Below are 24842 nucleotides of genomic sequence, written 5' to 3'. Positions count from 1 at the left end.
TCATTAAAAGTCTAATTTTTTTAAAATGCATTTACATCAAGAATACAAAGGCAATATTTTAGTTGTTGATGATACACCGGATAACCTACGTCTGTTATCTGCAATGCTAACAGCACAAGGTTATGAAGTTCGTAAAGCATTAAATGGTAAAATGGCATTAACTGCTTGTCAGATGGTTTTGCCGGATGTTATTCTGCTTGATATTAATATGCCAGGTATGGATGGGTATGAGGTTTGCAAGCAACTTAAAGTAGATGAAAGAACTTATGATATTCCAGTGATTTTTATTAGTGCTTTAGATGATGTATTGGATAAAGTAAAAGCTTTTGATGTCGGAGGTGTAGATTACATCACCAAACCTTTCCATGGAGCAGAAGTTTTATTGCGGATTGAAAATCAAATCAATTTACGTTTACTCCAACATAAACTAAAAGAAAAGAATTTATTGTTACAAAAGACTCTTGACGAATTAAAAGTTGCCCAAGTCCAACAAATTCAAAATGAGAAAATGGCAGCATTGGGACAGATGGTTGCTGGAATTGCCCACGAAGTTAACAACCCAATTAGTTTGATTTACGGAAATATTGAGTATGTTAGTCAGTACGTACAACAGTTAATTAACGTCGTGGAAGTTTATCATGATGAGTATCCAAATCCAACAGTAAAAATTCAGCAAACAGTTCGGGATATAGACTTACACTTTTTGATGAATGATGTGCGAAACTTGATGGGTGCTATGTACAGGGGAGCCGATCGCATCCGGCAAATAGTACTGGCACTACAAAACTTTTCCAGACTTGATGAAGCGGATATGAAGCCAGTCAATATCCATGAAGGGATAGATAGTACTATTGTCATGTTGCAGCATCGACTGAAAGAAACAGCCCATCGTCCCAGCATTAATGTTACAACAGAATACAGTAATTTGCCTTTGGTGAGTTGTTATCCTAGCGAGCTCAATCAGGTGTTTATGCACATCATAAGTAATGCGATTGATGCTTTGGATCGGGGAGTGGGGAGTAGTGAGTGGGGAATAGGGAAAGAAAGACACCCTACTCACCACTCACCACTCCCTACTCCCCAGATTAATATTCACACTCAACTGACAAGCAATAATACAGTTAGAGTTAGCATTGCTGATAATGGTCCGGGGATGGATGAGTCAGTGCGATCGCGCTTATTCGATCCTTTCTTCACAACAAAGCCTGTGGGAAAAGGGAGTGGGCTGGGATTATCAATTAGCCATCAAATTGTAGTCAAAAAACATCAAGGAAAAATCAAGTGTCACTCTTCGGTTGGGCAAGGAGCAAATTTTATCATTGAAATACCAATTGAGCAACCAGAAACAACGTTGAGCAACGAAGACTGAAAAGTTGTAGCTTGACAAGTACTATTGCGGAGTATGAAGATAAAGATAAGAATCTTCATGATACAATAAAAGCCCTCAATGGTGTCTAAGCTTAGCAATTCATTTCCCCGCACCTCATGACTTTTTGAATTAATGTTCTACATTTTTCTAATGCATTGCATAATAGAATTGTGACTTATTTGTTAGACCCTTTACGTTCGCTTGAGGAAGGTCACTGGTTCAAGCTCATATGCGGAGCCAGCTTCCAACATCTGCCTGCAGTCAGAAGCTTAACATTAGCCTATACATTGGCGGGGGCTGACTGCATAGATGTTGCTGCCGATCCGTCTGTGATTGCTGCAGCTAAGGAGGGGCTGCAAATTGCATCGGAGTTGGGTAGGTCGGCTCAACAGCAAGGATTTAGCTGGTACGAAAAAAAACCGCTATTGATGGTCAGCCTGAATGATGGCGAAGACCCGCATTTTCGGAAAGCTGAATTTCATGTCACTCAATGCCCCACAAACTGCGATCGCCCCTGTGAAAAAATTTGTCCGACCCAAGCAATTGTTTTCGAGGGCGTAAATAGCAACTTGTCGGGAGTCTTATCCCAAAAGTGTTACGGTTGCGGTCGTTGCATTCCTATATGTCCATATGATATAATTTATACAAAGTCATATGTATCAACACCGGGAGCGATCGCACCATTGATATTGTCAACTGGGGTAGATGCCGTAGAAATTCATACAAATGTTGGGCGTTTGTCAGAATTCAAAAGATTGTGGCAAGCTATAGTGCCGTGGGTTGAGCAGTTGAAGTTAGTAGCAATTAGCTGCCCGGATGGTGATGGTTTGATTGACTATCTTCACACTCTCTATGAAGTCATTAGCCCCCTACCTTGTGTCCTAGTTTGGCAAACAGATGGTCGTCCGATGAGTGGAGATATTGGCGATGGTACGACATTAGCAGCCGTTAAGTTAGGGCAAAAAGTTTTGGCAGCAAAATTACCGGGATATGTGCAGTTGGCAGGAGGAACCAACAGCTACACTGTTGCTAAGTTACGGGCAATGGGCTTGTTGAACGATTTTAGATTGCCGATTTTAGATTTTGGATTAGAAGACTATGATTCACAATCTAAAATCCAAAATCCAAAATCCAAAATCCAAAATCCAAAATCCAAAATTGCCGGAATCGCATACGGTAGCTACGCCCGAGTCTTGCTGTCACCGATTCTAGAAGAGTTAGAACAACCGGAGGTGAGTCAAGCCAGTGTCAAAATAAGCATGCGCCTAGAAGAAGAACCATTATTGCTCTGGCAAGCAGTTAAGCTTGCAGATTCCCTCGTTTCCCAGCTCAAGTCGCGGCAATAGGGGCTATTTGTCCTAAAAACCGCCTTTCAGACATTTTCCAAGAAGGAAAACCCCACTATGGAAATGTCCTCGCTATCTCTAAAAAACGTCACCATAGAAAGCATGACGATTACAGACGATCTCCAAAAATTATTAGATATATTGCCCCAAGACCTGCGGCAAACTCTAGAAAAGCATCCACAACGAGATAGCTTAGTTGAAGTAGTCTTGGATTTAGGTCGTCGCCCAGAAGCTCGGTTTCCATCAGCAGCTGAGTATCTGAGTGAAGTACCCGTTACTCAAGAACAGATAGATGATTGCATTCAAAGAGTGGGAATTTTTGGTGGAGATAATCGGGCAGGAATTGAGCAAACCCTGCACCGGATCAGTGCCATCCGCAACCGCAGTGGAAAGATTATAGGTCTAACCTGTCGCGTTGGTCGGGCGATCTTCGGAACAATTGGCACGATCCGCGATTTAGTAGAAACTGGAAAATCGATTCTCATGCTAGGACGCCCAGGTGTGGGCAAAACAACAGCGTTGAGGGAAATTGCCCGCGTTTTGGCTGATGAACTGAATAAACGAGTGGTGATTATCGATACCTCTAATGAAATTGCAGGTGATGGTGACGTTGCTCACCCCGCTATTGGGCGATCGCGACGGATGCAAGTGGCTCATCCAGAACTACAGCATCATGTGATGATTGAAGCGGTGGAGAACCATATGCCAGAAGTCATCGTTATTGATGAAATTGGTACGGAACTGGAAGCCCTAGCCGCCCGTACCATAGCCGAACGAGGCGTCCAATTGGTAGGAACCGCTCATGGCAACCAGATTGAAAACTTGATAAAAAACCCGACGCTTTCAGATTTAGTGGGTGGTATCCAGGCTGTGACGCTGGGAGACGATGAAGCTAGGCGGAGGGGGACTCAAAAAACTGTTTTGGAACGAAAAGCCCCTCCGACTTTTGAAATTGCCGTAGAAATGTGGGAACGAGAGCGCTGGGTAGTACACGAAAGTGTATCAGATACAGTAGATACTCTTCTTCGAGGACGGCATCCTAACCCGCAAGTCAGAACTGTTGATGAGAACGGCAAGGTGGTTATTACCCGCCAAGTTATTCCCCTGACGACTCGCACGCAAGCAACTGTTGGGGAGGAAACGTTTGCAACCTCAGCCAGACATTCCAACGGTTGGCGCACAACCGGACAAATGCTACCCCTGCCTTCACTAGGAACTGAAACACAAAATGGTTCGGGGAAAAGCGAGTTTGACCGCTTGTTGGATGAATCTTTAACTCAATTTGATAGCTTTGATACTGAAAATAGGTATCCGGGACCGAATGGCGAAGATTTACCACTGCACATATACCCCTATGGTGTCAGCCGCAGTCAATTAGATCAGGTCATTCAGGTTCTATCTTTGCCGATAGTCTTGACAAAAGATATTGATAGTGCTGATGCAATATTGGCGTTGCGATCGCACGTCAAAAATCATGCCAAATTGAGGCAATTAGCGAAAGCCCGCCAAGTCCCAATCCACATGATCAAAGCCAGCACCATGCCGCAAATTACCAGAGGGTTGCGACGCTTGCTGAATCTTGACGATCCCGAAATTGGCGACGAGCGCGAAATGCAACTTTTTCTTCACAGCGCCAGTGATGATGAGATTGACGCCCTAGAAGAAGCAAGACTTGCTGTCGAGCAAATTGTGATCCCCAAAGGGCAACCAGTCGAATTGTTACCTCGTTCTGCTTCAGTACGGAAAATGCAACATGAGTTAGTAGAACACTATCGTCTCAAGTCTGATAGTTTTGGGGAAGAACCAAATCGGCGTCTGCGGATTTATCCGGCATAATTTCGTCTTCAAGTCCTTTGTCATCAGGGTGCGTTAGCTTCCACGTAACGCACCATTTTAATGTTTTTTTAACTTTATTCTTGTGGTGCAGGCATCTTGCCTGCACGGGACGGGCGGGACGCCCATCCCACAATTAACTACATTACTCCCTTTCCGCCCGAAGATTACCTATTTAAATGAACCACAAAGACGAGGCAGCGCGTTGCGGGGGTTCCCCCCTTTGTAGCGCCTGCCGTCGTAAAGAGCACGAAGAAAGAGGAAAAGCAGATCGGTAATCTTATAGCGAGAAGGGAGCAGTCTTTCGGTTGCTGCTCACGGTAGGTCACCCACAATCCCTTAATTACTGATCTAGTCTGAGTTTCACATAATTTGCCATTTGCTAACTTTAGTTGTGCAAACCTTGAGAGTATAAATTTTAGCAATCTAAACCTTAGTGGTATTAACCTAAGTCGTAGTAACCTTAGTACTGCCAACCTTAGTGGTACCAACCTTAGTGGTGCCGACCTTAGTGGCGCAAACCTTAACGGTGCCATACTAGATAATACCAACCTTAGTAATGCCAACCTTAGTAATGCCAACTTTAATGGTGTAGACCTCCGTACTGTAATAATCAACTCTGAAACAATACTTAGTCCTAAATGGCGTTTAGTTTGGGAAATATTTCAAAAATACCAATCTCAGTAATGCAAATCTCAGTAATGTCAATTTAACTAAAGCCAACCTTAGTGGTGCTAACTTAAACGGTACTTACTTAAAAGGTGCAAATAATCTAACTATTATGCTGCAGACGGCTCAATCACAGAAAGAACTGTCAATATTATTATGCGATCGCCGCTACTAGAATTCATGAGTTTGTGCGACCCACCTTTTAAGATTCAGAGTGAGGAATTGGTGAAGGTCGAAATTGAAAACGGAGGCGAAGAAGAACCCGTATTAGAAGGATTCATTGACGCTTTAGTTGTACAAAATCGACTTTGGGTAGTGTTAATTGAAGCGAAGCGATATGGTTTGAGTGTTATGCAAGCTCTAGGGCAAACTTTAGCTTACATGATGGCAAACCCTAACTCAGAAATGCCAGTTTTTGGAATGATAACGACTGGCGAAGACTATATTTTTATCAAGCTGAATCAGCAGATGCGTCAATATGCTTTATCTAACAAGTTTACTCTCTCCAACCCAAGAGAAAACGAGTTGTACCAAGTTATGCGAGTCATCAAGAGAATTGTTAGCTTAATCAATAACAAATGACAAATGACAAATGACAAACTTAACTTGATGCTAAAACATCTTGTAGTTTTGCCACCATCTCAGTTCGTGCCGAGACTTCTAACTTGCGAAACATCCTTTTTAAAGCTTGTTTAACTGAATTTTGTGTAATCCAAAGTTTTTCCCCAATTTCTGCATTTGTTAACCCCTGTGCGACGAGTGCAGCAATCTCTAATTCTCGTGGTGTCAAGCGATTGGCTAGAAGTGAATTGAGGGCTTTTGGTTTCGCTTGCGCTTGTAAAGTAGCAATTTTTGCTGACAAGTGCAAGCATAATGCACTGAGATCGGCAAGATCGTTAGCGTCAAAGGCGGGATCGCCGCTAGCACGTGTTAAATTCAGCGATCCCACAAGACGACCCTCACAAACGATTGGTCCGCTCATGACGTGTTCGTGATCGTGGCGGGAGCAAAAATTTTTCCAGTCTCCTGAGGGTAACACCAATTCCTCATGGGCTGGAGCATGACGCTCAACCACATATTGCCCTACTGGGTTGCTTTCTAAACAAACATCTGGGATAACCTTTACATCAGCCTCCGCCGTATAATGGTCATCTACTAGATATATACCCCAGTGCTGCACACCAAAATACTCGCCAACTTTATCCATGACAGCTTGTCGTAGTTCTTGCTCGTTTTGAGCTTTGGCGATCGCCTGAAATAGCTCATGAAGGGAGTTAGCCATTGCAATATAAGTGTACCCAGTTGAGGACTATGCATTCTTAATAATTATTTCTATGCTAGCTGATAGGAGCAAAGGTAAAAACTTACATAAATAGTAACTATAGGAGAATCACGTGACCGCAACACAAGTCTCTGCCCAAGAATTCTTTCGGGCTGCTTACGAAAACCGCTACACTTGGGATAAAAACTTCCCTGGGTATACTGCAGATGTAACCTATAAGCATGGTGAGAAAGTGTTTGCAGGCAAAGTTCGCGTCAATGCCAATCTCAAAGCAGAAGTCTTTGAGGTAGAAGACGAGCAAGCAACCCAGGCGTTGAATAATCAGTTGTGGGAAATAGCCATTCACCGTATTCGTCGTACCTTTGAAGAAACCCACGGCGCAAACACCTTTCGCTATGGTGCGACTGATGAGACTGGTGCTGTGGAGATTTTAATGGGTGGTAAGGCAGAAGGAGATAAATATAAACTCCGCAATAACGAGGTGTGTCTTGTCCACCGACACATTCATGGGGTTGTTGTAACTATTAATACCTTTAGCAGTCACGATACAGGTGAAGGCTACCTCTCCCACACATATGACTCTGTTTACCACGATCCAAAAACAGGCGAACAGAAGGGTGGAAGAAGTGAATTTGAGGACGAGTACGAGAAGGTTGGCGACTACGTTATTCTAAATCGCCGCTTGATTCGGACTGAGGGGGATAAGCAAGTCCATACCCAAGAAATTATCTTCTCGAATATCAAATTGTTAGAGCCTACTGCTGAGTAGTTATGCGGTAACAATAGTAGAGCTTTTTATCTAAATTTTTTGTAAACAATCCTGTTATGGTGCAATTTGCACTTAACGGGATTTTTTTATGATATAATTGAAAACCTATATTTTCGGTTTGTAGTTGCGCTGTCTTCGCTAAAGCGCAACTGCAAACTATTGTATTTGAAATACTGGAACTTGATTGAATACTTAATTGAAAACCTAATCTTAAGCACTTTTCTAAAAAATTCATCTAGATATCACAATATTTTTGAGTACAGAAATAATACGGATAAATCAACTTTTTGTATTTTAGAATTTTCTTTCTTTCAGGATAAACACTTTTTTTGTGTTAAGATAAAAAACATAAAGAAAAAACTCCGGATAGATGCCGAGAATAAGTACTTGTTTCAAAACTCTTTATTATGTATATCTTGAAAAGATTTTAGATACTGTTACTAAGAGCGCGGAATTTATATTTTGATATTCAACAGACTTTGTAAGTAAAAACACTCTCTCAACAACAGTCAGTTTATTAGGGTCTACTACCATGAGCAGAAACCGTCCTACAAACCTCAACAACCGATTGAACGAAATTATCAATCAGCTTGAGCCATCAGCAAGCCAAAACTATCTAAAGATTCTTGAGCCAAACTCAGAAGCGATCACCTTCTCAAGACCGTTAAAAGTTAATCCATAGGGTAAAATTATCTCGAAGGACAGGCGAGACGCCCATCCCACAAGAAGTTTTGACGATCTCAGTGTTTTTTTGTACCACAACCCAAAATGACAGATGAGCGATTTGAGTCATCGGCTCAAATCGCTCATTTAACGCCTATAGATGAAAGGATCTTAAAGAAATCCCTAAAGAATTAATTTAGCCGGGAATGACTTGAACAATCAGCGATCGTTTATCAAGTGACTGGACTTTACCCACTGAACCAAGATCCTTGACAATCCGGTCTAACAATTCTCCAGCATTACTGCGATATTGATTTTCTCGACCTCTTAAACGAATCACAAATTTTACTGAATCGCCTTTACTCAACCACTCAGTGGCTTGATGGATGCGTAAATCGTAATCAGCTTGTCCTACGTTTGGACGAAACCGAACTTCCTTGACTGTGGGTCTGGCACTCTGTGTTTGACGCTTTTTCTTTTGATACTGAAGCTTGCCATAGTTCAGGATCTTCGCCACCGGGGTGTCTTTGCTTTCCGAGACTACAACTAGGTCAAGGTCTACGCTCTCAGCTAGTTGTAGAGCTTCACGGGTGTCAGTCAAACCACGATTGTTATTTTCGTGGTCAATCAAGAAGACTTGAGGTGACTTGATTTGTGAGTTGATGAGTTGCTTTTGAATTACGATAACGTTTTCCTCTCAATTGTTCAACACTTTGCTTTACAAGTAATACCAAGGTAGCACAACACTAATTATGAATATAATTAGGATGTTATGGTGTGTTAAAAAAACTACTACTTTACTTTGGCTGGACAAACTTACTATACATTTATTATATCGAGATTTATTCAGCTAACATATCAGTAGTAAAAACAAATTAGTAGTAAAAATTATAACATATAATTCGAGAGGGGCTAACTAAAGTTCCGCCCAATACCTATCTACCTCAAAAGAAATACAGGTCTCAAAACTAGATTGTTGAGTGTAATGCTTTGCCCGTAGGATATTCATAACCCTGCACTTATAGCAACATAATATTGCACTGATGGAAAAAGCGATCGCACTACCCAATTACATCAACAATCAGTGGTGTACTTCTAGCGCTACAGAGTTTTTGGACGTTATCAATCCAGCGACGGCAGAGGTAGTGGCTAAAGTCCCACTATCGCCAGCTTCTGAGATAGAGCAAGCTACCCAAGCAGCCTCAGAGGCTTTTGGGAGTTGGCGGCGTATACCACCGACAGAACGAGTACAGTATCTATTTAAACTCAAGAATTTACTGGAAGAACACTTTGAGGACTTGGCTCGCACCATTACCTTAGAATGCGGTAAAACTTTGGCCGAGTCCAAAGGAGAAATGCGCCGCGCTATTGAAAATGTTGAAGTCGCCTGCGGAATCCCCATGATGATGCAAGGAACCAACTTGGAAGACATTGCTAGAGGTATTGATGAAATAATGATCCGACAACCCTTAGGAGTCTGCGCTGTCATTGCGCCGTTCAACTTTCCAGGAATGATCCCCTTTTGGTTTTTGCCCTATGCCATTGCTTGTGGAAATACTTACATCGTTAAGCCATCAGAAAAAGTTCCACTGACAATGCAAAAAGTGTTTCAGTTATTGGAAAAAACAGGATTGCCTCAAGGTGTTGTTAACCTGGTCAATGGTGCCAAAGAAGTTGTCGATGCAATTTTGGACGATCCCAAGATTCGAGCCATTAGCTTTGTTGGTTCTACTCCAGTCGCAAAGTATATATATAGTAGAGGGGCCGCGAACGGCAAGCGCGTTCAATGCCAAGGCGGTGCTAAAAATCCACTGATTGTTTTGCCAGATGCAAATTTGGAGATGACAACACGCATTGCGGCTGATAGTGCCTTTGGTTGTGCTGGACAGCGCTGTCTTGCTGCTTCCATAGCTGTCACTGTTGGAGAAGCACGTCGGAGTTTCACGGAAGCGATCGCAGAAACTGCTCAAAAGCGTGTCGTTGGTTGTGGTTTAGACTCAGGTGTTGAAATGGGACCCGTAATTAACGCGCAAAGCAAGACCAGAATTGAGAGTTTAATTCAGCAGGGAGCAGATGAAGGCGCAAAAGTTTTAGTAGATGGTAGATGTCCTAGTATACCAAGTTATGAAAAGGGGTATTTTGTACGCCCTACAATTCTGCAAAACGTAGATCCATCGGGTGAAATTGCCCGCACAGAAATATTTGGTCCTGTACTGAGCCTAATTCATGTAGAGACAATCGAGCAAGCGATCGCCCTAGTCAACAACGGTCAATATGGGAACATGGCTTGTTTATTTACATCAAGTGGTGCTGCAGCACGTAAATTTCGCTATGAAGCCGAGGCAGGTAATATAGGTATAAATATAGGAGTAGCCGCACCAATGGCGTTTTTCCCATTTAGCGGTTGGAAAGAAAGCTTTTTTGGCGACTTACACGGTCAAAGCAATCATGCAGTGGAATTTTTTACTCAAACAAAAGTCGTTGTAGAACGTTGGCCTAGCAACTGGTCTCGTCAATTCTAATTGGGGAATAGGGAATGGGAAATGGGGATCGTGGTGCGGGCGTCCCCGCCCGCCACTCATACAAGACAGCCAAGGATACCTAGTCTAGTTCTTAGGCAAGACCTAACTGCTGTTTTAAAGTTTCTGGTACTCTAGCGGTTTCTAACCCCCTTACTCCATCCCATTTTGTATTTTCATTCCAAACGGCTTTTCTTTCAAATTCGCCCTTGGGAGTAAGACCTTTGAAGTTAGCGCCTTCTAGATTTGCACCTTCTAGATTTGCACCTTCTAGATTCGCTTCACTGAGGTCAGCACCTTCTAGGTTAGCTCCTTTAGCAGTTCTTCCTTGAAAGCGCAACTCATCAAAACCATCTAGTATAAATAGAAATCTCGTGTTACGATCAGTCAACCAGCCATCATTACTTTTAGCAAAGTCCTCTTTAATAACAGCACGAAGGGTATGTTCAATATTGGGTTCAAAAGCATCTATATCTCGGAGTCGAATCAATATTGGTGTCCAAACCGGATGCAAGTGTTCTCTTACCCAATCAGCAAACATCCGACAAAAAACGCTTTTTCCCTGTCCCGGTCCTGCTTGAATAAACATTACCTGACTGTTTTTACTTGGGTTAGTCAATTGGTCTGTTGCCCAAGTTTTTAAATCAACCGCTTTATATTCTTTAACTTTCCCGTTAGAATCTAGCAACTGGGCTTTAAGGGGTACGTAGATATCGGGGATTTTGAAGGGTTCATCAAAGACTTTCCACTTCTCCAACCCTAATGGATCGATAGGATTAGGGGATATCTGTTCTTGTAAGTAATATTCAATACTACTAAATTTTTGACGTGCTCCTATTTCCTGAGATACTGTTATGTGTGGTTTGATTTTCTTAGCTATGTCTGTATTCTTGGATTCTTCGTAAGGTAAAAGTGATTCTATTTGTGCTTTTGTTCTCCAAGCTACCCACCCAGTCACAATGGGAATAACACGTTGCTCCAGCCCAATTTGCTTTAGGTAACGCGATAGTTGACCATTAAGGGCATGACCTAACCAAGAATTAGGAAAGTCCCTTAAAGCCTCTTGACTTCGCTCTGAAGTTAATTCAACTTCTCCTAATTCATCATCAAATTGCTGCTTAATTTCCTGACCTAATGTCCCTGCACCAATTTTTGTTCTTAACCATTCATTTTTTTGAACTAAAGCATCAAAGCTTTCTATATAAGCTAGAGGAAACGCAATCGCTACCCACTCTTCTAAATCTAGTTCCTGCTTCTTAGTGCGGTAAAGCTCTAGTCCTTTTTTCGTTAATCCCACAAACGCTAGCCCTGCTGCAATTGGCTGTGCTACCGGAACAAGGGCTGCCCCTAACAAACCTAAAGCTAAAGCCACTTCTATAGTGGCTTTAGAACCTTCTGCTCCAAATTCTACAATCTTTCCTAAGTCTTGGTTTAAGGAATTCCTTACTTGATTAAATTTTTTCACGATCCTAATTCCTCTCAAAGAGCAAAGTGACTTACAGACACTGTTCTTTATTTTTGTGAAGGATAAATTTATTGAAAACAAAGTTATATGGAGTGAATATAGTATTCAGTTACTGGTTCTATCCTCTAATTAAGCTAATACACATGGAAAGAGTAAATATTGAAATTTTAACACAGACATATCTCTAAAACCCTTGAATTGACACATCTCTTAAAAAAAGAAACCAGAAGTTTGTTCATAAATAGACTATTTTCATGTAGATGCCAGCTTATTTACCTAGCTGATTGACCATTCTAAACCTTGCGCCAGTATGCCGAACCATTGCGCGTTCTATCAATCAGTCCTCGCTCGAATAATTCTCGTCTTAACAAAGCTGCATCACCAAAGTTGTGATGCTGATTCAGCAATTGGTTAACCTCTTTCTCAGAATAAATAGTATCAATCTCAAATTTGTTTGCCAAATACTCCAGAACTAATTGCTGAAATCTACCTCTATTGCGTTTAGAAGGCCATTCTTTAACTCGTCCTTGTTCGTCTAAGTACCTTTTCAAGTCATTTGAGTCATTCATAGCTTTTGTGTGAATGTTGTCATAATTGTGCTGACTAAGGATAATTGAGTAGTGTAGCGCACTTAGTATTGCCTCGGCTTATTCAAATCATTACAGGCGATCAAAACTAATAAGAAAGAAAATTAAAAACTAGTGCCTACAACCGAACAACTAAAAACCTTAATGGGATTTGACTGCACAGGTAATAGCATTCATGAACGACGGCAGAGGTAGAGGACAGGGACTAGTGATAATATTGCCATCTGCGATCGCAGGTTCATCGATAACTATAGCACCTGCATTTGCTAAGTCAACATGGATATTCCAAGAACTAGTTGCTTTTTTGCCTTTTAGCAAACTAGCATCTATCAGCACTTGTGGGTCGTGACAAATAGCGCTCACTATCTTACCAACAGCAGCAGCTTCTTGCAAAAATTTGATAGCTTTGAGAGTCTATCGAGGGTTTAAAAGGTAAAGGGTGTCCTAAGAGTACCGATATTTTATAAAACCTTCAATTTAGGAGACAATTATAATAGTAGTAATCAGAGTAAAATTAAATGCATGTTATCAGTCGCAGGATTTTGCGAGAGTTTTGTAAAGTACACGCAGATGCCTGTGATGTACTTTATGATTGATACAGAGTGGCAACTAAGGCTGAATGGAAAAATCTGCTTGAAGTTCAAGCTATTTATCCAAAAACAGAAGCCGTTGGCAACTTTACCGTGTTTAATATCAAAGCAAATAACTACCGTTTGATTGTTGATATTGTTTACGAAACGCAAAAAATCTATATTAAATATGTCATAACTCACGCCGAATATGATAAGGATAAATGGAACAATGACCCGTACTTTTAATGCTGAATTCTATGGGAAATTGCTAGCCGAGTATCAACCAAAAACAATTACTACCGAAGAAGAAAATGAACAAGCTATCAAACTTGCTTTAGCCCTAGAGCATCGTCCCAATCGTACACTAGAAGAGGAGACGTTGCTAGAACTGCTGGTAACGTTAATCGAGAAGTTTGAAGAAACCCATTACCCAATCCCTCAAGGTACTCCCCATTCTATGCTAATCCATTTGATGGATGCACGCGATCTGACGACCGAAGCATTAGCTGAGGTAATTGGCTCGTTAGAAGTCGTGCAGGAAATTGTTAATGGCGATCGCACCATTAATAAAGCAGAAGCAGAAGTACTGGCGGACTATTTTCATGTAGATGCCAGCTTATTTACCTAGCTGATTGACCATTCTAAACCTTGCGCCATTATGCCGAACCATTGCGCGTTCTATCAATCAGTCCTCGCTCGAATAACTCTCGTCTTAGCTAACGACTATCTACCCAGCCGTGACCATTAACGATCGCACCATCGGGCATGATGGTATTACAGAAAAGAGTTTCAGGGCTACCGCTAACCCCTTGGAAGAAGGCATTGCTGAGATTAGCTTCAGTCAAGTTGGCGTAATCCAATCTAGTAAGGAACATTCGAGCTTCTCTCAAATCAGCATTCGTGAGATTGACAGCAGTAATGCCCCGGTTAATAGAGTACCAGGGAGTAAAGATTCTTGCAGAACCGGAGGACTACGATCGCTACTGCTATTTTGTTGCTGGAACTGTATTTCCATCTCCCATATACTGTGCCACCTTGGGATTGCCATGTAACCTGAACAATGCTTCAGCATCCTCTGGTACAAAACCACGAACAAAGAAACGAGGCGTTTCTAGAATTTTCAAACCCTACCTCTGTAACAATCACTGTTTGAAGATTTATCAATGTTAACTCAATGCTGAAGCTCAAGCCAAGACGCTTTTACTAATTTGGTTTTCAGATAGGCAAACGATTCCTTTAAGTCACACAAGAGTCCGCTGCTAATTTATTTTGGGTCGATTTTGGTCAGATTCATTTTCCTCATACTTTGACCCCTACCGCTCAATCCCTTGTCAATTCTTAAATTTAGAATTGCTGGGTGTTCTCCACAAGTTCTTCATTTTTTGACTGTACTTTGGATAGTGTGAAACAACTCGAAATTGAGGAATTAGCAATGAAAAAGGTTTTTGATTTTATTTACCGCTTAATTGGTCTAGAAACTGAAGATTCACGCCTCAGTGATTCCTACAAGTAGTATGCTTTTGGGCGCAAGTAACGGAGATGCAAAAGCGCCATAATTCATTTATGTGTAATTCCTAAATTAAATTTTCGATTTGGAAAATTCAGCCAACAACTTTTAACAAGTTGCTAGCAATGTACCCAGCTTTGTATTTGAATCTTGCTCTGTATTTAGCAGAGCATTTTTTATTTTGCAACGAAAATTACCGTAGGGCGATCGATGCAAATATTTTTTCACTATTCAGGCACCAGTGCATGGCAAATTCCGTCTTGTTAACAGTGACCAGTGACCAGTGACTAGTTAATCAGGGTTCAGTGTTCAGAGTAAATTGGCAAAAAGTGAAGGAGTGAAATGTGAAAATAACAGTTATTGGAAAAACATTGTTGGCATCAGTGAGTTTGTTGGCTTTATTTGCTCCACAAAGTGCTTGTGCTCAACTAGTACCACAACCCTGGGTGTCAGTGGGTAGCAAAGAAGGTGATATTACTTATTCTGTTGGTGCAAGGGCTTTAAATCTTGGGGCTGAATTAGGTGTTGGCCCTGATGGTGCAGTTGGCGTAGATGTACTCAAGTTTATTCCTTTACCTGTAATTTCACCATATGTGGGATTGGGGTACTATTCGGAAGATAAGGGTGTTGCTTTTTCTGGTGGAGTTCAGACAAGGGCTACTGATAACGTTTTTGTGGGTGTAGGTTACAATTCTGTGCGAGGAATCAACGGGCAATTGGGAATCAGATTTTAACAAGAAGGCAAAAATTTTCATCACTCATTATGAAAATCCCTACTCCCTACTCCCTACTCCCTACTCCCCACTCCCTACTGAGTAAAGCTCTCACTTTTTCTGCAGAATCTTGTTGCAATGCGGAGGCTGCGATCGCTTCTGCTTGGTCTCCAGTCAACTGAGCGATCGCTTGCTTAAATGCAGGAATAGACCGAGGATTCAGGCTGACCTCATTCAGCCCCAATCCCAGTAGGAGCGGTGTTGCGAGGGGGTCTGATGCCAGTTCACCACATAATCCTACCCAAATCCCGGCTGTACGTGCAGCTTGGACAGTTTGTTGAATCATTCGCAACACCGCAGGGTGAAAGGCATCTACCAAATTTGCTACGAGTGGATGGGTGCGATCGGCTGCCATAACATACTGGCTGAGGTCGTTGGTTCCAATACTAAAAAAGTCAACCTCAGCAGCGAGTTTATCCGCAATCATAACAGCTGAAGGAACTTCTACCATAATTCCCACTTCCATTTTTTCATCAAAGGGAATACCTGCTTGATGTAATTCACTCTGTACTTCTGCCAGCATTGCCTTAGCTGCTTGTATTTCCTCTACAGTAGCAACCATCGGAAACATGATTTTCATTTGGTGTTCGGGACTGGCTTTTAAAATTGCCCGTAACTGAGGTTTAAAAATTTCGGGATTATCCAGACAATAGCGAATTCCACGCCAACCTAAAAAGGAATTATTTTCTGATAGCAAATTTAAATAAGAAATTGGCTTATCTCCCCCTACATCCAAAGTCCGAATAATCAACGGACGGTTGCCAAGTTGCTGTGCAACACTTAGATAAATCAATTCCTGTTCTTCTTCAGAAGGAGGGGCGATTCGTTCCATATAAAGGAACTCCGTGCGAAACAAACCGACCCCTTCTGCTCCAAATCTTAATGCTTCTTCTGTATCTGTTATACCTGTTATATTGGCGAATACATCAATCTGTCTTCCATCCCGTGTTACTGCCGGACTAAATACTGTTGCTAGTCCTTCGTGGTGAACAGCTTGCTGTGTATTCCGCTTTACTTCGAGTGCATTTAAGACATCTGATTCTGGATTGACCCACATTCTACCACTATCACCATCAAGTGCTGCGATCGCATCATTACTTAAGTGCATAACTTCTTCTGGTAAACCAACAATTGCCGGAATACCCAATCTCCGAGCTATAATGGCGCTGTGAGAAATCGCACTGCCATTCGTCGTGCAGATACCCAGCACTTTTGTTGGGTCTAGCCTAGCTGTCTCAGAAGGGCTTAGGTCTGCGGCAATCAAAATAGCTGGTTCAGAAGGATTCAGATTATCTGGAGAGGAATCAGAAGTTCTGATGTGAGATTGAAATCCAGTCAGCAGACGCAACACCCTTTGCTCTACATCTACTATATCTGCAACTCGCTCTTGTAAGTACGGATCTTCAAAAGTACGATAGTTATTCACCAGTTCTTCAATAACTGCTTGCCAAGAAGCTTCTGCATTTTGATGTTGTCTAAAGATGCGTTGGTGAACCGCCTCTAACAGTACGGGGTCTTCTAAAAACAGCAGATGGGCATCAAAGATTGCAGCTTCTGCATCACCAATTTGAGTACATGCTTGTGAAAGCAGCGACTGAATTTCTTCTTTTGAAATTTGAATGGCGACCCGCAAACGCTGCCATTCAGTTTCTACATCATCTACGTGATATTGCTGAACATCAATGGGATTTGCGGTATGAAGAAAAACTTGTGCTATAGCAATTCCACTAGAAGCTGGTATGCCTTGTATGAAGTGAGGGGGGGAGTAGGGAGTAGGGAGTAGGGAGTGGGGAGTAGGGAGTGGGGAGTGGGGAGTTTCTTGCTCGCCGAAGTTACTTTCAACGAGTTCCTGCAATGCGCTGAGCGCCTCATCTGCATCAGTACCAGTGGCTGCGATCGCTAACTGATGTCCCTGACGTGCAACCAATGTGGCGACTTGGTTTATACTGTCAGCACGGACTGCTTCTGTTCTTCTCGTTAAATTAGATACTAAAATTTGAGATTGAAATCGAGCTGCTGTTGAGACAAATTTAGATGCTGGACGGGCATGTAATCCCAATCTGTTACGGATAGTTACGTGTATTTCTTTTGTTGTTTGTCCAGTGTCATTTGTTGTTTGTCCTTGGCTGCTAACAAATGATGGACTGGTATTCACACCTAATTGGATGGCTTTTGCCGTTAATGATCCCCTCGCCTCAGCCATCACTTGCTGTATACTGCTACCAGACGCGGCGGCTACTGCTGCGGCTACTGCTCCTTCAACGAGTGGGGCTTCACACAAATGCACTTTCTGTTTCTGTTCCATAGTAAGAAACTCTACCGCCATTTCCGCGCTCATCAAAGCGCTTCCCAGATCCATTAAAATGACGACACCTTCATCACTGTAAACTGATGCGATCGCCTCGTAAACCTGCATGGCATCTGTACCTAGCGGATTTTCTGGATCGTCAATTCCTGCAGCAATAGCTAGAGGGACTTTACCCTGAACCATCTGTGCTGCAAGTTCCCGGACTCCTTCTGCCAGTTGTTTGCTGTGAGAGACAATGACAATTCCAACCACGCTAACCCCGTCAACTCTCTTAATTAGCTTTAACCTAACCACATACAGAGATTAAAGCAGAAAGAGTTCTAAGACGCATCAAAAAACTGTAACATCACTTCCTGATGTAATATTCCTTATTGTTAACCATTTTGTTGAACGGGAAGTTTAATCCAAAACTCTGTACCCTTTCCCTGTTCCGATAGACACTCGATAGTTCCTCGATGTTTTTCTGCAATAATCTGGTAACTAATAGCTAAACCCAATCCAGTTCCTTTGCCTACGGGTTTCGTTGTAAAAAAAGGATCGAAAATTCTTTTTTTCACTACCTCGTTCATACCGACTCCATTGTCTTTTATTTTTACAGATATATTTTTGGAGTCATACATTTCAGTACAAATAACAATCTGTCCTTGGTTGTTAATTGATAAAGGGAGCTTTACCAGTAGTGCTTCTATAGCATCAATAGCATTATTGAGCAAATTCATAAAGACTTGATTGAGTTGACTGGGATAGCACTCTACCTTGGGTAGATTGCCATATTCTTTAATAATCTTAATTTCAATTTTGTGACTTTTTTCTTTAAGACGGTGTTGCAATATTAACAGAGAACTCTCTATGCCTTCATGAATATTGACAGATTTCATTTCTGCTTCTTCTATCCGAGAAAAGTTCCGCAAAGATATAACGATTTGACGAATGCGATCAGAACCCATTTTCATGGAAGCAATCATTTTCGGTAAATCTTCTGTGATAAAATCTAGATCTATATTTTCAAGATAAGCTTGTAGTTCAAGAGTGGGAATAACATCAGCTTTTTGATAAAGTTTTATGACTTCTAGCAAATGAGCCACATCTTGTTTGATATGATTTAAGTTGCCATAAATAAAGTTAACTGGGTTATTAATTTCGTGCGCTATCCCAGCCACAAGTTGTCCCAAACTAGACATTTTTTCAGTTTGAATAAGTTGGGCTTGAGTCTGTTGTAGTTGAAGTAAAGTTTTTTCCAGTTGTTCTGCTTGGATGGTAGCAGCCTCTGTCGCCGCACGACTTTGATTGTATAACTCTGCTTGGTCAATTGCGATCGCTAATTGATCTGCTACTCCCAAAATCAGTTCTACCTCATTCTCGCTCCAAATATGAGCAGATTTCGTTTGCTGACATACAAGAACTCCCAACCGATGGGAATGAGTGTAAATAGCTACTGCTAGTAAAGAAGTCAATCCCAAACTTAACAAAAATTCCCGGCTGACACTATCCAATCGCGCATCTGTTAAAACATTATCCAATTGCAGAAACTTCTCTTGAATAATTCCTTGGCTCAATATTTCAACTTTCTCAATAGGAGAGTAACCAACTGGGGACAACAAATTAGCACGACAAGCTTCATGACTGAGTTCAAATCGGATACATTCATCTTCTATATGACACCACAAAAATTGACATCGATCTATCTGAAGGAGTTTGTGAACTTCAGCAACGGCTGTGCTCAGAATTGTATTGAGTTCTAGCGAGTTACGAATATGGCTTGATAGACATCTTTTTAGTAAATTTTCTCGTTCTGCAAGTTCTAGCAAACGAGCTTGAGATTTTGTTAATTCTATCTCAGTTATCTGACGATTGACACTGGCTTTGGCTAGTATCCAAGAACCAATTCCAATTGCCATTACCAATCCGATATAAAGATATAATAATTCAATCAACAACTTATTAGACTTGAGGTCGAAAGCGTCTGCTGACACTTGAGAAACAACCTTCCAGTAGTATGCTTGATAATTTATTTGACTTTGACTGGGTGTAAAAGCTTGTCCCGAACCCGTACTTGATTTTTGTCCTTCTGCTAGTGGATAAACTGTTGTGTAGGTAAACAATCCTTCAGGAGTTTGTAGTTGTCCTGATTCTGTTTGAGATATTTGCTTCCAGACGTCAGGAAACACTTTACCAAAAGTATGGTTTTGACGATTGGGAAACATAAATCCCCACTCATCAGACTTTGCTCCCTTTAACCAGTATCCATCGGCATTGAGCAGCATTGACTGACCTGGTGTGTCGTAACTCACTTGAGCAAAAGAGTCAAGCAGTTTTTTACCAAAGTAGTTCAGTATGATGATACCCCGTTTTTGCCCGCGACTATCAAAAACAGGAGTGCCAAAGCGAATCATCGGCTTTAGTGGTTGCTCAACTTTTCCTCTTTCAATATTTAAGTCTAAGGGCGACACAAATACTTCTCTTTTGTTCAGATGTAAAGTATCATTGAACCAGTAGCGCTTAAGTTGAACTTGTAATTGATCTTTGGGGACTATATTTGGGCGATCGCGGTTAAAATTCACTCTCACGATTTCCTGACCTGTGGTATCTAAAAAACGAATTTGATCGTAAAGTTTTTTATGTTGGGAAAAAGATAAAAATTCTTCAGCAAGTGTTGAGCTTTGCTCTTTGGCTCCTTCCAAGATTTCTTGGAGTTCTATTTGTTCTGAGAGAACCATCAAGTCCGAGACAACCAAGTTAAAGTTTCCTACTATGACTTTAGCTTGCATTTTTACTTTGCGGATTTCACTGATTTTCATGGCGGTTTTCTCCGCCCGTATTTTTCCGTAGTAGAGACCCCCTAGTACAAGTGCAAGCAAAGCGGATAGTGGTAAAAAAACTATCAAGAATTTTTTGTATAAAACTTGTGCTTGGTTTTGTAACGGCATTTTAATATATGACGGTTTCTAGCAAGTGTCAGATATATGGTTCCCAGGAATTCAGGTAACTTAACAAGCATTGTTACTGTCCCACTCGAAAATTACTGATTTGAATGAACCGCAAAGACGCAAAGAGCGCAAAGAAGGAGAAGATTCAATACTGCGTAGGTTTTACGTAAAAATCCGAAAATACGTAGGTTGGGTTGAGGAACGAAACCCAACATTTAAACGAAACCCAACATTTACAAGTATTTGTTGAGTTTCTCCAAGGGTTTTTCCAACCCACAAAAATTCGAGAGCCCTTGTAGTATTGGGAGAAGATTTTAACCACAGAGGCGCAGAGTACGCAGAGGAAAGAGGGCGAGTGCGATCGCTCTCACCTCCACAAAACCCGAAGTACAGATCGCACTAACGCCTATTGAGTTGCACTCTCACTTTTTCCTAAAACCGGAAAACTGACAGCCATTGCTGTATAACGATGTGTAAGGAAACATCTTGTTCTCAGAGGATGTTTGAAAAGTCATGATTAATGTATCAAATATTTTTTACCCCTCCCAACCTCCCCTGATAAAGGGGAGGAGCGGTTTATTCTATCTTCAAGAAATAGTTATATTTTTGAATTTAATCCCTACCTGGCTTTAATGTGGTCTTTAAAGTTACCCAGCAATCTTCCATCAGAGCGTCTCGCATTGTTTTTTCGTCATGAAAAGTCGATGATAAAAGCCGTCCTTCATAAACCAAATTGACCTCACTCTGCTCAAATGGCCAAGGAGAGACTGTAATTTGAGAGAGATTGTTTTTATTTTCTCTCAGAGTTAATTGAAGTGCGATCGTGCCATCAACTGTTGGTACTTGAGTGACCTCTTGTTTATCGACAAATCCCTGACACAAAAGAATTGAGAGAGTGTCCCAAGTTGCTACTAGCTTTTGGTTGCGTTCGATCGCCTCTCGTGTTGCATACCGTGCGTAGTATTCATCATGACTCAAAGTATTAATAAGTTTTTCTTGAAATTCGTATTCGCGGTTTAAAAAATCCTGCACGATTTGAATTGAAGAAGCTGAATTTTGCCAGCTTGTAAACCTTTCATACAGCCCCGTACCGTGCATTGAAACAAGTAATGCTGCATACCTTCCCATTGGCATCGCAAGCTGTTTGGCACTTGACCAAATATCGATATGTACTTGTGTGCTCAGTTCTGTAAACTTATGCGGATAGCCAGTTTCTCGGTTTAAGGTTGGCGATCGCTCCCACCCCAACCATCCGATATCGTGAATTTCTGCACCAAGACAAACTTCAACTCTTGGAGTCAATGTACCGAATTGTTTATTACCCCAATGGAGCGCTAATTGACCCGCAAGCCAAGCGTGATGCGGTTGGGTAATGCAAATTAACCCAAGTTCTGTGAAACGGTGCAGCATAAGTTAAAAGTTGAACACATCCATTCACTCAACTTACACCCAGCAATAGCTAGTTTGCACTCTGACTGCGGGATTAAAAATCAATCCCCAGTTTCTACTTGCTCGTTTCTCAAAAAACAAAGTTTTATAACTTGTCTGCACTGTTGCTCATCAAACATGGCAATATTGCGCGATCGCTTGACCCTCATCGTTTTTAATATCCGTAATTGCAACGAGTGCGCCTTCTTTGGCTAATAGCATACAAGTGGCTTTACCAATACCAGTCGCGCCACCTGTAACAATGGCCACTTTATCTTTAACTCGGTTCATAACAATACATCTTAAAAAGTCTTTTAAGATTCTTTACTCGTTCATGTTTTAGGGTGCGGCTTTGAATTTCATCTATCTTTAGGAAGGTTTTGTTAATATAGTGTGCGATCGCCAGAAAATCGGGCGTTGCTGATTTCAATCTTAAGATTGCTCCCAAACTCAGCCCCGTTCTCAACTACAACCATTCTGGTAACATCTGTACAATGGCGACAGGGTTTTGCTTCACCCATGCTTTGAGAACTGATATGGCTTTTCCATCATGCCAGATAGAAGAGACACAATCACTAACGATTAAAATAAGACGCTGACCACTGGGGTCAATAAGTTCGCGGGGATCGTAGAGACGGCGACGACGTGCTTTTTTACCTACTCCTTGTTGCAGAACAACCTTTCCTTTTTGATTTGTGACTAATCCCCAAGTTCGCACATCCCGAAACGCTCCACAGTGTTCCAAAAGCTTTCGCAATTCTTGAACTGTTTTTCTCCAGAAAATCATGGACTTGCTTTCATCAACCACTAAGGCTAAATCAAACCAAGGTTCTAAGGCTGGTTTGAGGACGGGAATGCAAATGCGATTTTCAGCAGTGCGATTAGCGGTGGCTTGTTCGTCGATGATCGTCTTTACCTAAAATCAACTTCAAATTGTTTATTTCATCTTCTTTAATAGGATTTAAATAAGATTTTCTCAGCTTTATTAATTTAGGATTGAAAGGATTCTCTGCGAGCGCAGCTTCTAAAAGTTGTGTTAGCTGTTCTCTAGATTCAGTCCATGTCAGGAGATTAAATACAATGTCTTTAAGGGTGTTTCCACCAGCTACTCGATCTAAATCCCACTCTAACCGACAACTCAGCATCATTCTCAAGCCATCCTTACTTGGAAAAGCATGAATTAAAGCCTCAAGAAATTGTTGTTTTTGCTTACCTGTTAGTTCCATCTCTATCATTTGAACATAACTTACTTACAACTAAAAATCACGTAATTTGGGATTATCTGGGTTAGATCTTTTTGCAGCATCGAAGAGTTCTTTTATTTGCTCTCTAGATTCAGCCCATCTCAGAAGATTAAACACAAGTTCTTCATCGTTACTTCCACCAGCTACTCGTTCTAAATCCCACCCTAACGCATTACTCAGCATGATTTTCAAGTCATCCTTTTTTGGAAAAGCATGAATTATTTTTAGGACTTACGCACGCTCTACGAATTCTTGGCGCTCTTGGCGTCTTGGCGGTTCGATAAATCAAGGTTTCTAGCAATTTTTGCGTAAGTCCTGATTTTATCTATCGAGCGATCGCTACGAAATTTGCCAGCCGCTTCTGTAAGACGTTGATTGTCGCGAGCGAACTTTGTAACTCTTACAAGCTGCGAGTCAGGAACGTAAATGTGATAAGTGTAGTAGTTGGCAGACATAAATGATTGTTTGAGCAAATAAAGCTAAATTAACGTACCGAAAGCAGCAATCATTGTTTAATACAAAACATCTGCCATTCATTCCTAACTCCTGCTTTAAATATTAATACTTATTTAAGGTAGGGACAATACCCATGGCTTTTCGTCATATTTAGAGAACGTTGGCAATATGAAGACTTCAGCAGTATAATAAGCTACTACTTGCTTCACGCTCTAAAATTACCAATTTTTGTTGGTGGGCTTTAGTCCTACCTGCGCCTGTAAGTAATCTTCTTGCGGGAAAAGAGTATTTTCATTACAATCTTCGTCATAGGTCACTAGTCACTGTTAATCCTCTGGTTCAACTGATATTTTATTTGCACATTGTTAATGTATTGTGTATATAATAATGTATACATTACTTTTTGACAAAGCTGTGTCCAGTAAAATCCGCAAGCAAATTTATATTGAACCTCATCAAGACCATCTGCTAAAGACAATTGCCCAACAAACAGGTGTCAGCGAGGCTGAAATTATTCGTCAAGCTATAAATTTACACATTAGCTCTATTACTAATCCCCAAACAAATATCGCTGCATGGGAAGCTGAAAAAACCTTTATCAATAGCATTAGAAATAGATCTGCCCTACCAGGGGGAAGAGATTGGCAGCGAGAAGACCTTTATGAACGGTAGGATTTTACTAGATACCAATATTCTGGTTTACATTTACGATCCTTGTGATTTAAGTAAACAAAATCAGGCACTTGCAGTTGTTAACCAACTCATTCAAGCAAATCGTGCAGTCATTAGTACTCAAGTGATGGGTGAGTTCTTTATGGCAACAACTCGTGTTAGACGACCTCTTCTTTCTCCTGCTGAAGCTATAGCCCGAATACGTAATTATATGAGTGCTTGTCATGTGGTAGATATTACCCAACTTATCACACTAGAAGCAATTCGAGGAATTGAAGTTCATAACTTTGCATTTTGGGATGCCCAAATTTGGGCAACAGCAAGACTTAATCAAATTTCAGAGATTTACAGCGAGGACTTTAACGTCGGTTCCATGATTGAAGGTGTACGATTTACTAATCCTCTATTGGAGGGCTTGTGATTTAAATGATAATTCTGCCAAGCGTTCAAAGT

General features: G+C 41.3%; 26 protein-coding genes and 3 pseudogenes. 14 read left to right on the top strand and 15 right to left on the bottom strand.

The genetic code is table 11. The features are described from left to right. The first annotated feature begins 25 nt into the window (after positions 1-25). The 6 genes and pseudogenes from WA1_RS11420 to WA1_RS11400 all read left to right on the top strand — a co-directional run bounded on the left by WA1_RS11420 (position 26) and on the right by WA1_RS11400 (position 5799). Positions 26-1369: a hybrid sensor histidine kinase/response regulator gene (locus tag WA1_RS11420; RefSeq protein ID WP_017748337.1), complete on the top strand. Its 1344-nt coding sequence runs from the start codon at positions 26-28 to the stop codon at positions 1367-1369. Positions 1370-1539: 170 nt separating this feature from the next. Beyond that, a complete protein-coding gene (ldpA, locus tag WA1_RS11415; RefSeq protein WP_017748338.1) occupies positions 1540-2715 on the top strand; it encodes a circadian clock protein LdpA in 1176 nt (391 codons plus the stop codon). Positions 2716-2817: 102 nt separating this feature from the next. Then, positions 2818-4551: a R3H domain-containing nucleic acid-binding protein gene (locus tag WA1_RS11410; RefSeq protein ID WP_026135199.1), complete on the top strand. Its 1734-nt coding sequence runs from the start codon at positions 2818-2820 to the stop codon at positions 4549-4551. A gap of 369 nt (positions 4552-4920) precedes the next feature. Further along, a complete protein-coding gene (locus WA1_RS61655; protein ID WP_051077125.1) occupies positions 4921-5235 on the top strand; it encodes a pentapeptide repeat-containing protein in 315 nt (104 codons plus the stop codon). Further along, positions 5225-5392 (top strand): annotated as a pseudogene (locus tag WA1_RS52605) (pentapeptide repeat-containing protein); the annotation flags it as partial. The gene WA1_RS61655 and the pseudogene WA1_RS52605, both read left to right, overlap by 11 nt. 5 nt (positions 5393-5397) lie before the next feature. Then, positions 5398-5799 (top strand): hypothetical protein, encoded by a 402-nt coding sequence (locus tag WA1_RS11400; RefSeq protein ID WP_017748340.1) that lies wholly within the window; start codon positions 5398-5400, stop codon positions 5797-5799. A gap of 19 nt (positions 5800-5818) precedes the next feature. Here the strand turns inward: WA1_RS11400 and WA1_RS11395 are convergent, their stop codons facing one another. Continuing rightward, positions 5819-6499: a LuxR C-terminal-related transcriptional regulator gene (locus WA1_RS11395; RefSeq protein WP_017748341.1), complete on the bottom strand. Its 681-nt coding sequence runs from the start codon at positions 6497-6499 to the stop codon at positions 5819-5821. Between the two features lie 112 nt (positions 6500-6611). Here WA1_RS11395 and WA1_RS11390 point away from each other — a divergent pair, with 112 nt between their 5' ends. Together WA1_RS11390 and WA1_RS56860 are read left to right on the top strand one after the other, a co-directional pair. Next, the gene (locus tag WA1_RS11390) at positions 6612-7268 is read left to right on the top strand and encodes a DUF3386 domain-containing protein (protein WP_017748342.1); all 657 of its coding nucleotides are present in this window, start codon (positions 6612-6614) and stop codon (positions 7266-7268) included. 532 nt (positions 7269-7800) lie between these two features. After that, entirely contained in the window at positions 7801-7950 is a 150-nt protein-coding gene (locus tag WA1_RS56860; protein ID WP_158516629.1) for a hypothetical protein, read from the top strand. A 177-nt stretch (positions 7951-8127) separates the two neighbouring features. Here the strand turns inward: WA1_RS56860 and infC are convergent, their stop codons facing one another. After that, positions 8128-8595 (bottom strand): translation initiation factor IF-3, encoded by a 468-nt coding sequence (gene infC / locus WA1_RS11380; protein WP_272819426.1) that lies wholly within the window; start codon positions 8593-8595, stop codon positions 8128-8130. A 379-nt stretch (positions 8596-8974) separates the two neighbouring features. Here infC and WA1_RS11375 point away from each other — a divergent pair, with 379 nt between their 5' ends. Next, positions 8975-10453, top strand: coding sequence for a CoA-acylating methylmalonate-semialdehyde dehydrogenase (locus WA1_RS11375; protein ID WP_017748345.1), 1479 nt, complete (start codon positions 8975-8977; stop codon positions 10451-10453). A 91-nt stretch (positions 10454-10544) separates the two neighbouring features. Here WA1_RS11375 and WA1_RS59650 read toward each other — a convergent pair whose 3' ends face one another. The 3 genes from WA1_RS59650 to WA1_RS11360 all read right to left on the bottom strand — a co-directional run bounded on the left by WA1_RS59650 (position 10545) and on the right by WA1_RS11360 (position 12904). Further along, complete coding sequence (locus WA1_RS59650) at positions 10545-11915, bottom strand: pentapeptide repeat-containing protein (RefSeq protein WP_017748346.1); 1371 nt, start codon at positions 11913-11915, stop codon at positions 10545-10547. Between the two features lie 293 nt (positions 11916-12208). After that, positions 12209-12484 carry a DUF2087 domain-containing protein gene (locus tag WA1_RS11365; protein WP_017748347.1) on the bottom strand — a complete coding sequence of 92 codons (276 nt, stop codon included), beginning with the start codon at positions 12482-12484 and terminating at the stop codon, positions 12209-12211. A gap of 159 nt (positions 12485-12643) precedes the next feature. Next, entirely contained in the window at positions 12644-12904 is a 261-nt protein-coding gene (locus tag WA1_RS11360; protein WP_081402877.1) for a DJ-1/PfpI family protein, read from the bottom strand. 116 nt (positions 12905-13020) lie between these two features. Here WA1_RS11360 and WA1_RS11355 point away from each other — a divergent pair. Then, positions 13021-13320, top strand: a pseudogene (locus tag WA1_RS11355) (type II toxin-antitoxin system HigB family toxin). Next, complete coding sequence (locus WA1_RS11350; protein WP_017748350.1) at positions 13304-13702, top strand: helix-turn-helix domain-containing protein; 399 nt, start codon at positions 13304-13306, stop codon at positions 13700-13702. The pseudogene WA1_RS11355 and the gene WA1_RS11350 overlap by 17 nt, the downstream one beginning before the upstream one ends. Before the next feature lie 88 nt (positions 13703-13790). Here the strand turns inward: WA1_RS11350 and WA1_RS52595 are convergent, their stop codons facing one another. Together WA1_RS52595 and WA1_RS56855 are read right to left on the bottom strand one after the other, a co-directional pair. Beyond that, entirely contained in the window at positions 13791-13994 is a 204-nt protein-coding gene (locus tag WA1_RS52595; RefSeq protein WP_272819425.1) for a pentapeptide repeat-containing protein, read from the bottom strand. Between the two features lie 66 nt (positions 13995-14060). Beyond that, entirely contained in the window at positions 14061-14198 is a 138-nt protein-coding gene (locus WA1_RS56855; protein ID WP_017748352.1) for a GNAT family N-acetyltransferase, read from the bottom strand. Between the two features lie 727 nt (positions 14199-14925). Between WA1_RS56855 and WA1_RS11345 the strand changes: the two genes are divergently transcribed. Beyond that, positions 14926-15315: a hypothetical protein gene (locus tag WA1_RS11345; protein ID WP_017748354.1), complete on the top strand. Its 390-nt coding sequence runs from the start codon at positions 14926-14928 to the stop codon at positions 15313-15315. Positions 15316-15361: 46 nt separating this feature from the next. Here the strand turns inward: WA1_RS11345 and ptsP are convergent, their stop codons facing one another. The 8 genes and pseudogenes from ptsP to WA1_RS11315 form a co-directional block, all read right to left on the bottom strand. Next, entirely contained in the window at positions 15362-17914 is a 2553-nt protein-coding gene (gene ptsP, locus WA1_RS11340) for a phosphoenolpyruvate--protein phosphotransferase (RefSeq protein ID WP_017748355.1), read from the bottom strand. A 122-nt stretch (positions 17915-18036) separates the two neighbouring features. Continuing rightward, a complete protein-coding gene (locus WA1_RS11335; RefSeq protein ID WP_158516628.1) occupies positions 18037-20460 on the bottom strand; it encodes a sensor histidine kinase in 2424 nt (807 codons plus the stop codon). A 741-nt stretch (positions 20461-21201) separates the two neighbouring features. Continuing rightward, positions 21202-21939: pseudogene (locus WA1_RS11330) on the bottom strand (DUF3891 family protein); the annotation flags it as partial. Between the two features lie 210 nt (positions 21940-22149). Beyond that, entirely contained in the window at positions 22150-22308 is a 159-nt protein-coding gene (locus WA1_RS52590; protein WP_017748358.1) for an SDR family NAD(P)-dependent oxidoreductase, read from the bottom strand. A 175-nt stretch (positions 22309-22483) separates the two neighbouring features. Next, the gene (locus WA1_RS11325) at positions 22484-22804 is read right to left on the bottom strand and encodes a hypothetical protein (protein WP_017748359.1); all 321 of its coding nucleotides are present in this window, start codon (positions 22802-22804) and stop codon (positions 22484-22486) included. 94 nt (positions 22805-22898) lie between these two features. Further along, positions 22899-23243 carry an effector-associated domain EAD1-containing protein gene (locus WA1_RS11320; RefSeq protein WP_017748360.1) on the bottom strand — a complete coding sequence of 115 codons (345 nt, stop codon included), beginning with the start codon at positions 23241-23243 and terminating at the stop codon, positions 22899-22901. Between the two features lie 30 nt (positions 23244-23273). Next, positions 23274-23480 (bottom strand): effector-associated domain EAD1-containing protein, encoded by a 207-nt coding sequence (locus WA1_RS56850; RefSeq protein ID WP_272819424.1) that lies wholly within the window; start codon positions 23478-23480, stop codon positions 23274-23276. A gap of 23 nt (positions 23481-23503) precedes the next feature. Further along, positions 23504-23716 carry a hypothetical protein gene (locus tag WA1_RS11315; RefSeq protein WP_017748362.1) on the bottom strand — a complete coding sequence of 71 codons (213 nt, stop codon included), beginning with the start codon at positions 23714-23716 and terminating at the stop codon, positions 23504-23506. Positions 23717-24104: 388 nt separating this feature from the next. Between WA1_RS11315 and WA1_RS11310 the strand changes: the two genes are divergently transcribed. After that, a complete protein-coding gene (locus WA1_RS11310; RefSeq protein ID WP_017748363.1) occupies positions 24105-24389 on the top strand; it encodes a ribbon-helix-helix domain-containing protein in 285 nt (94 codons plus the stop codon). Further along, positions 24379-24810 (top strand): PIN domain-containing protein, encoded by a 432-nt coding sequence (locus tag WA1_RS11305; protein ID WP_017748364.1) that lies wholly within the window; start codon positions 24379-24381, stop codon positions 24808-24810. The genes WA1_RS11310 and WA1_RS11305 overlap by 11 nt, the downstream gene beginning before the upstream one ends. Positions 24811-24842: the final 32 nt, after the last annotated feature.

Source organism: Scytonema hofmannii PCC 7110, from assembly GCF_000346485.2.
Taxonomy (GTDB): Bacteria; Cyanobacteriota; Cyanobacteriia; order Cyanobacteriales; family Nostocaceae; genus Scytonema; species Scytonema hofmannii.
The sequence above is the reverse complement of the archived record's forward strand: the minus strand, read 5'-3'. Positions and strand labels throughout refer to the sequence as shown.

Excerpts from the sequence above, each read along its gene's own strand:
- WA1_RS11420 (WP_017748337.1), top strand. The coding sequence starts at position 26 with ATGCATTTACATCAAGAATACAAAGGCAATATTTTAGTTGTTGATGAT.
- WA1_RS11410 (WP_026135199.1), top strand. The coding sequence starts at position 2,818 with ATGACGATTACAGACGATCTCCAAAAATTATTAGATATATTGCCCCAA.
- WA1_RS11400 (WP_017748340.1), top strand. The coding sequence starts at position 5,398 with ATGAGTTTGTGCGACCCACCTTTTAAGATTCAGAGTGAGGAATTGGTG.
- WA1_RS11395 (WP_017748341.1), bottom strand. The coding sequence starts at position 6,499 with ATGGCTAACTCCCTTCATGAGCTATTTCAGGCGATCGCCAAAGCTCAA.
- WA1_RS56860 (WP_158516629.1), top strand. The coding sequence starts at position 7,801 with ATGAGCAGAAACCGTCCTACAAACCTCAACAACCGATTGAACGAAATT.
- WA1_RS11375 (WP_017748345.1), top strand. The coding sequence starts at position 8,975 with ATGGAAAAAGCGATCGCACTACCCAATTACATCAACAATCAGTGGTGT.
- WA1_RS11365 (WP_017748347.1), bottom strand. The coding sequence starts at position 12,484 with ATGAATGACTCAAATGACTTGAAAAGGTACTTAGACGAACAAGGACGA.
- WA1_RS11350 (WP_017748350.1), top strand. The coding sequence starts at position 13,304 with ATGACCCGTACTTTTAATGCTGAATTCTATGGGAAATTGCTAGCCGAG.
- WA1_RS11335 (WP_158516628.1), bottom strand. The coding sequence starts at position 20,460 with ATGAAAATCAGTGAAATCCGCAAAGTAAAAATGCAAGCTAAAGTCATA.
- WA1_RS52590 (WP_017748358.1), bottom strand. The coding sequence starts at position 22,308 with ATGAACCGAGTTAAAGATAAAGTGGCCATTGTTACAGGTGGCGCGACT.
- WA1_RS11325 (WP_017748359.1), bottom strand. The coding sequence starts at position 22,804 with ATGATTTTCTGGAGAAAAACAGTTCAAGAATTGCGAAAGCTTTTGGAA.
- WA1_RS11320 (WP_017748360.1), bottom strand. The coding sequence starts at position 23,243 with ATGGAACTAACAGGTAAGCAAAAACAACAATTTCTTGAGGCTTTAATT.
- WA1_RS11315 (WP_017748362.1), bottom strand. The coding sequence starts at position 23,716 with ATGTCTGCCAACTACTACACTTATCACATTTACGTTCCTGACTCGCAG.
- WA1_RS11310 (WP_017748363.1), top strand. The coding sequence starts at position 24,105 with ATGTATACATTACTTTTTGACAAAGCTGTGTCCAGTAAAATCCGCAAG.
- WA1_RS11305 (WP_017748364.1), top strand. The coding sequence starts at position 24,379 with ATGAACGGTAGGATTTTACTAGATACCAATATTCTGGTTTACATTTAC.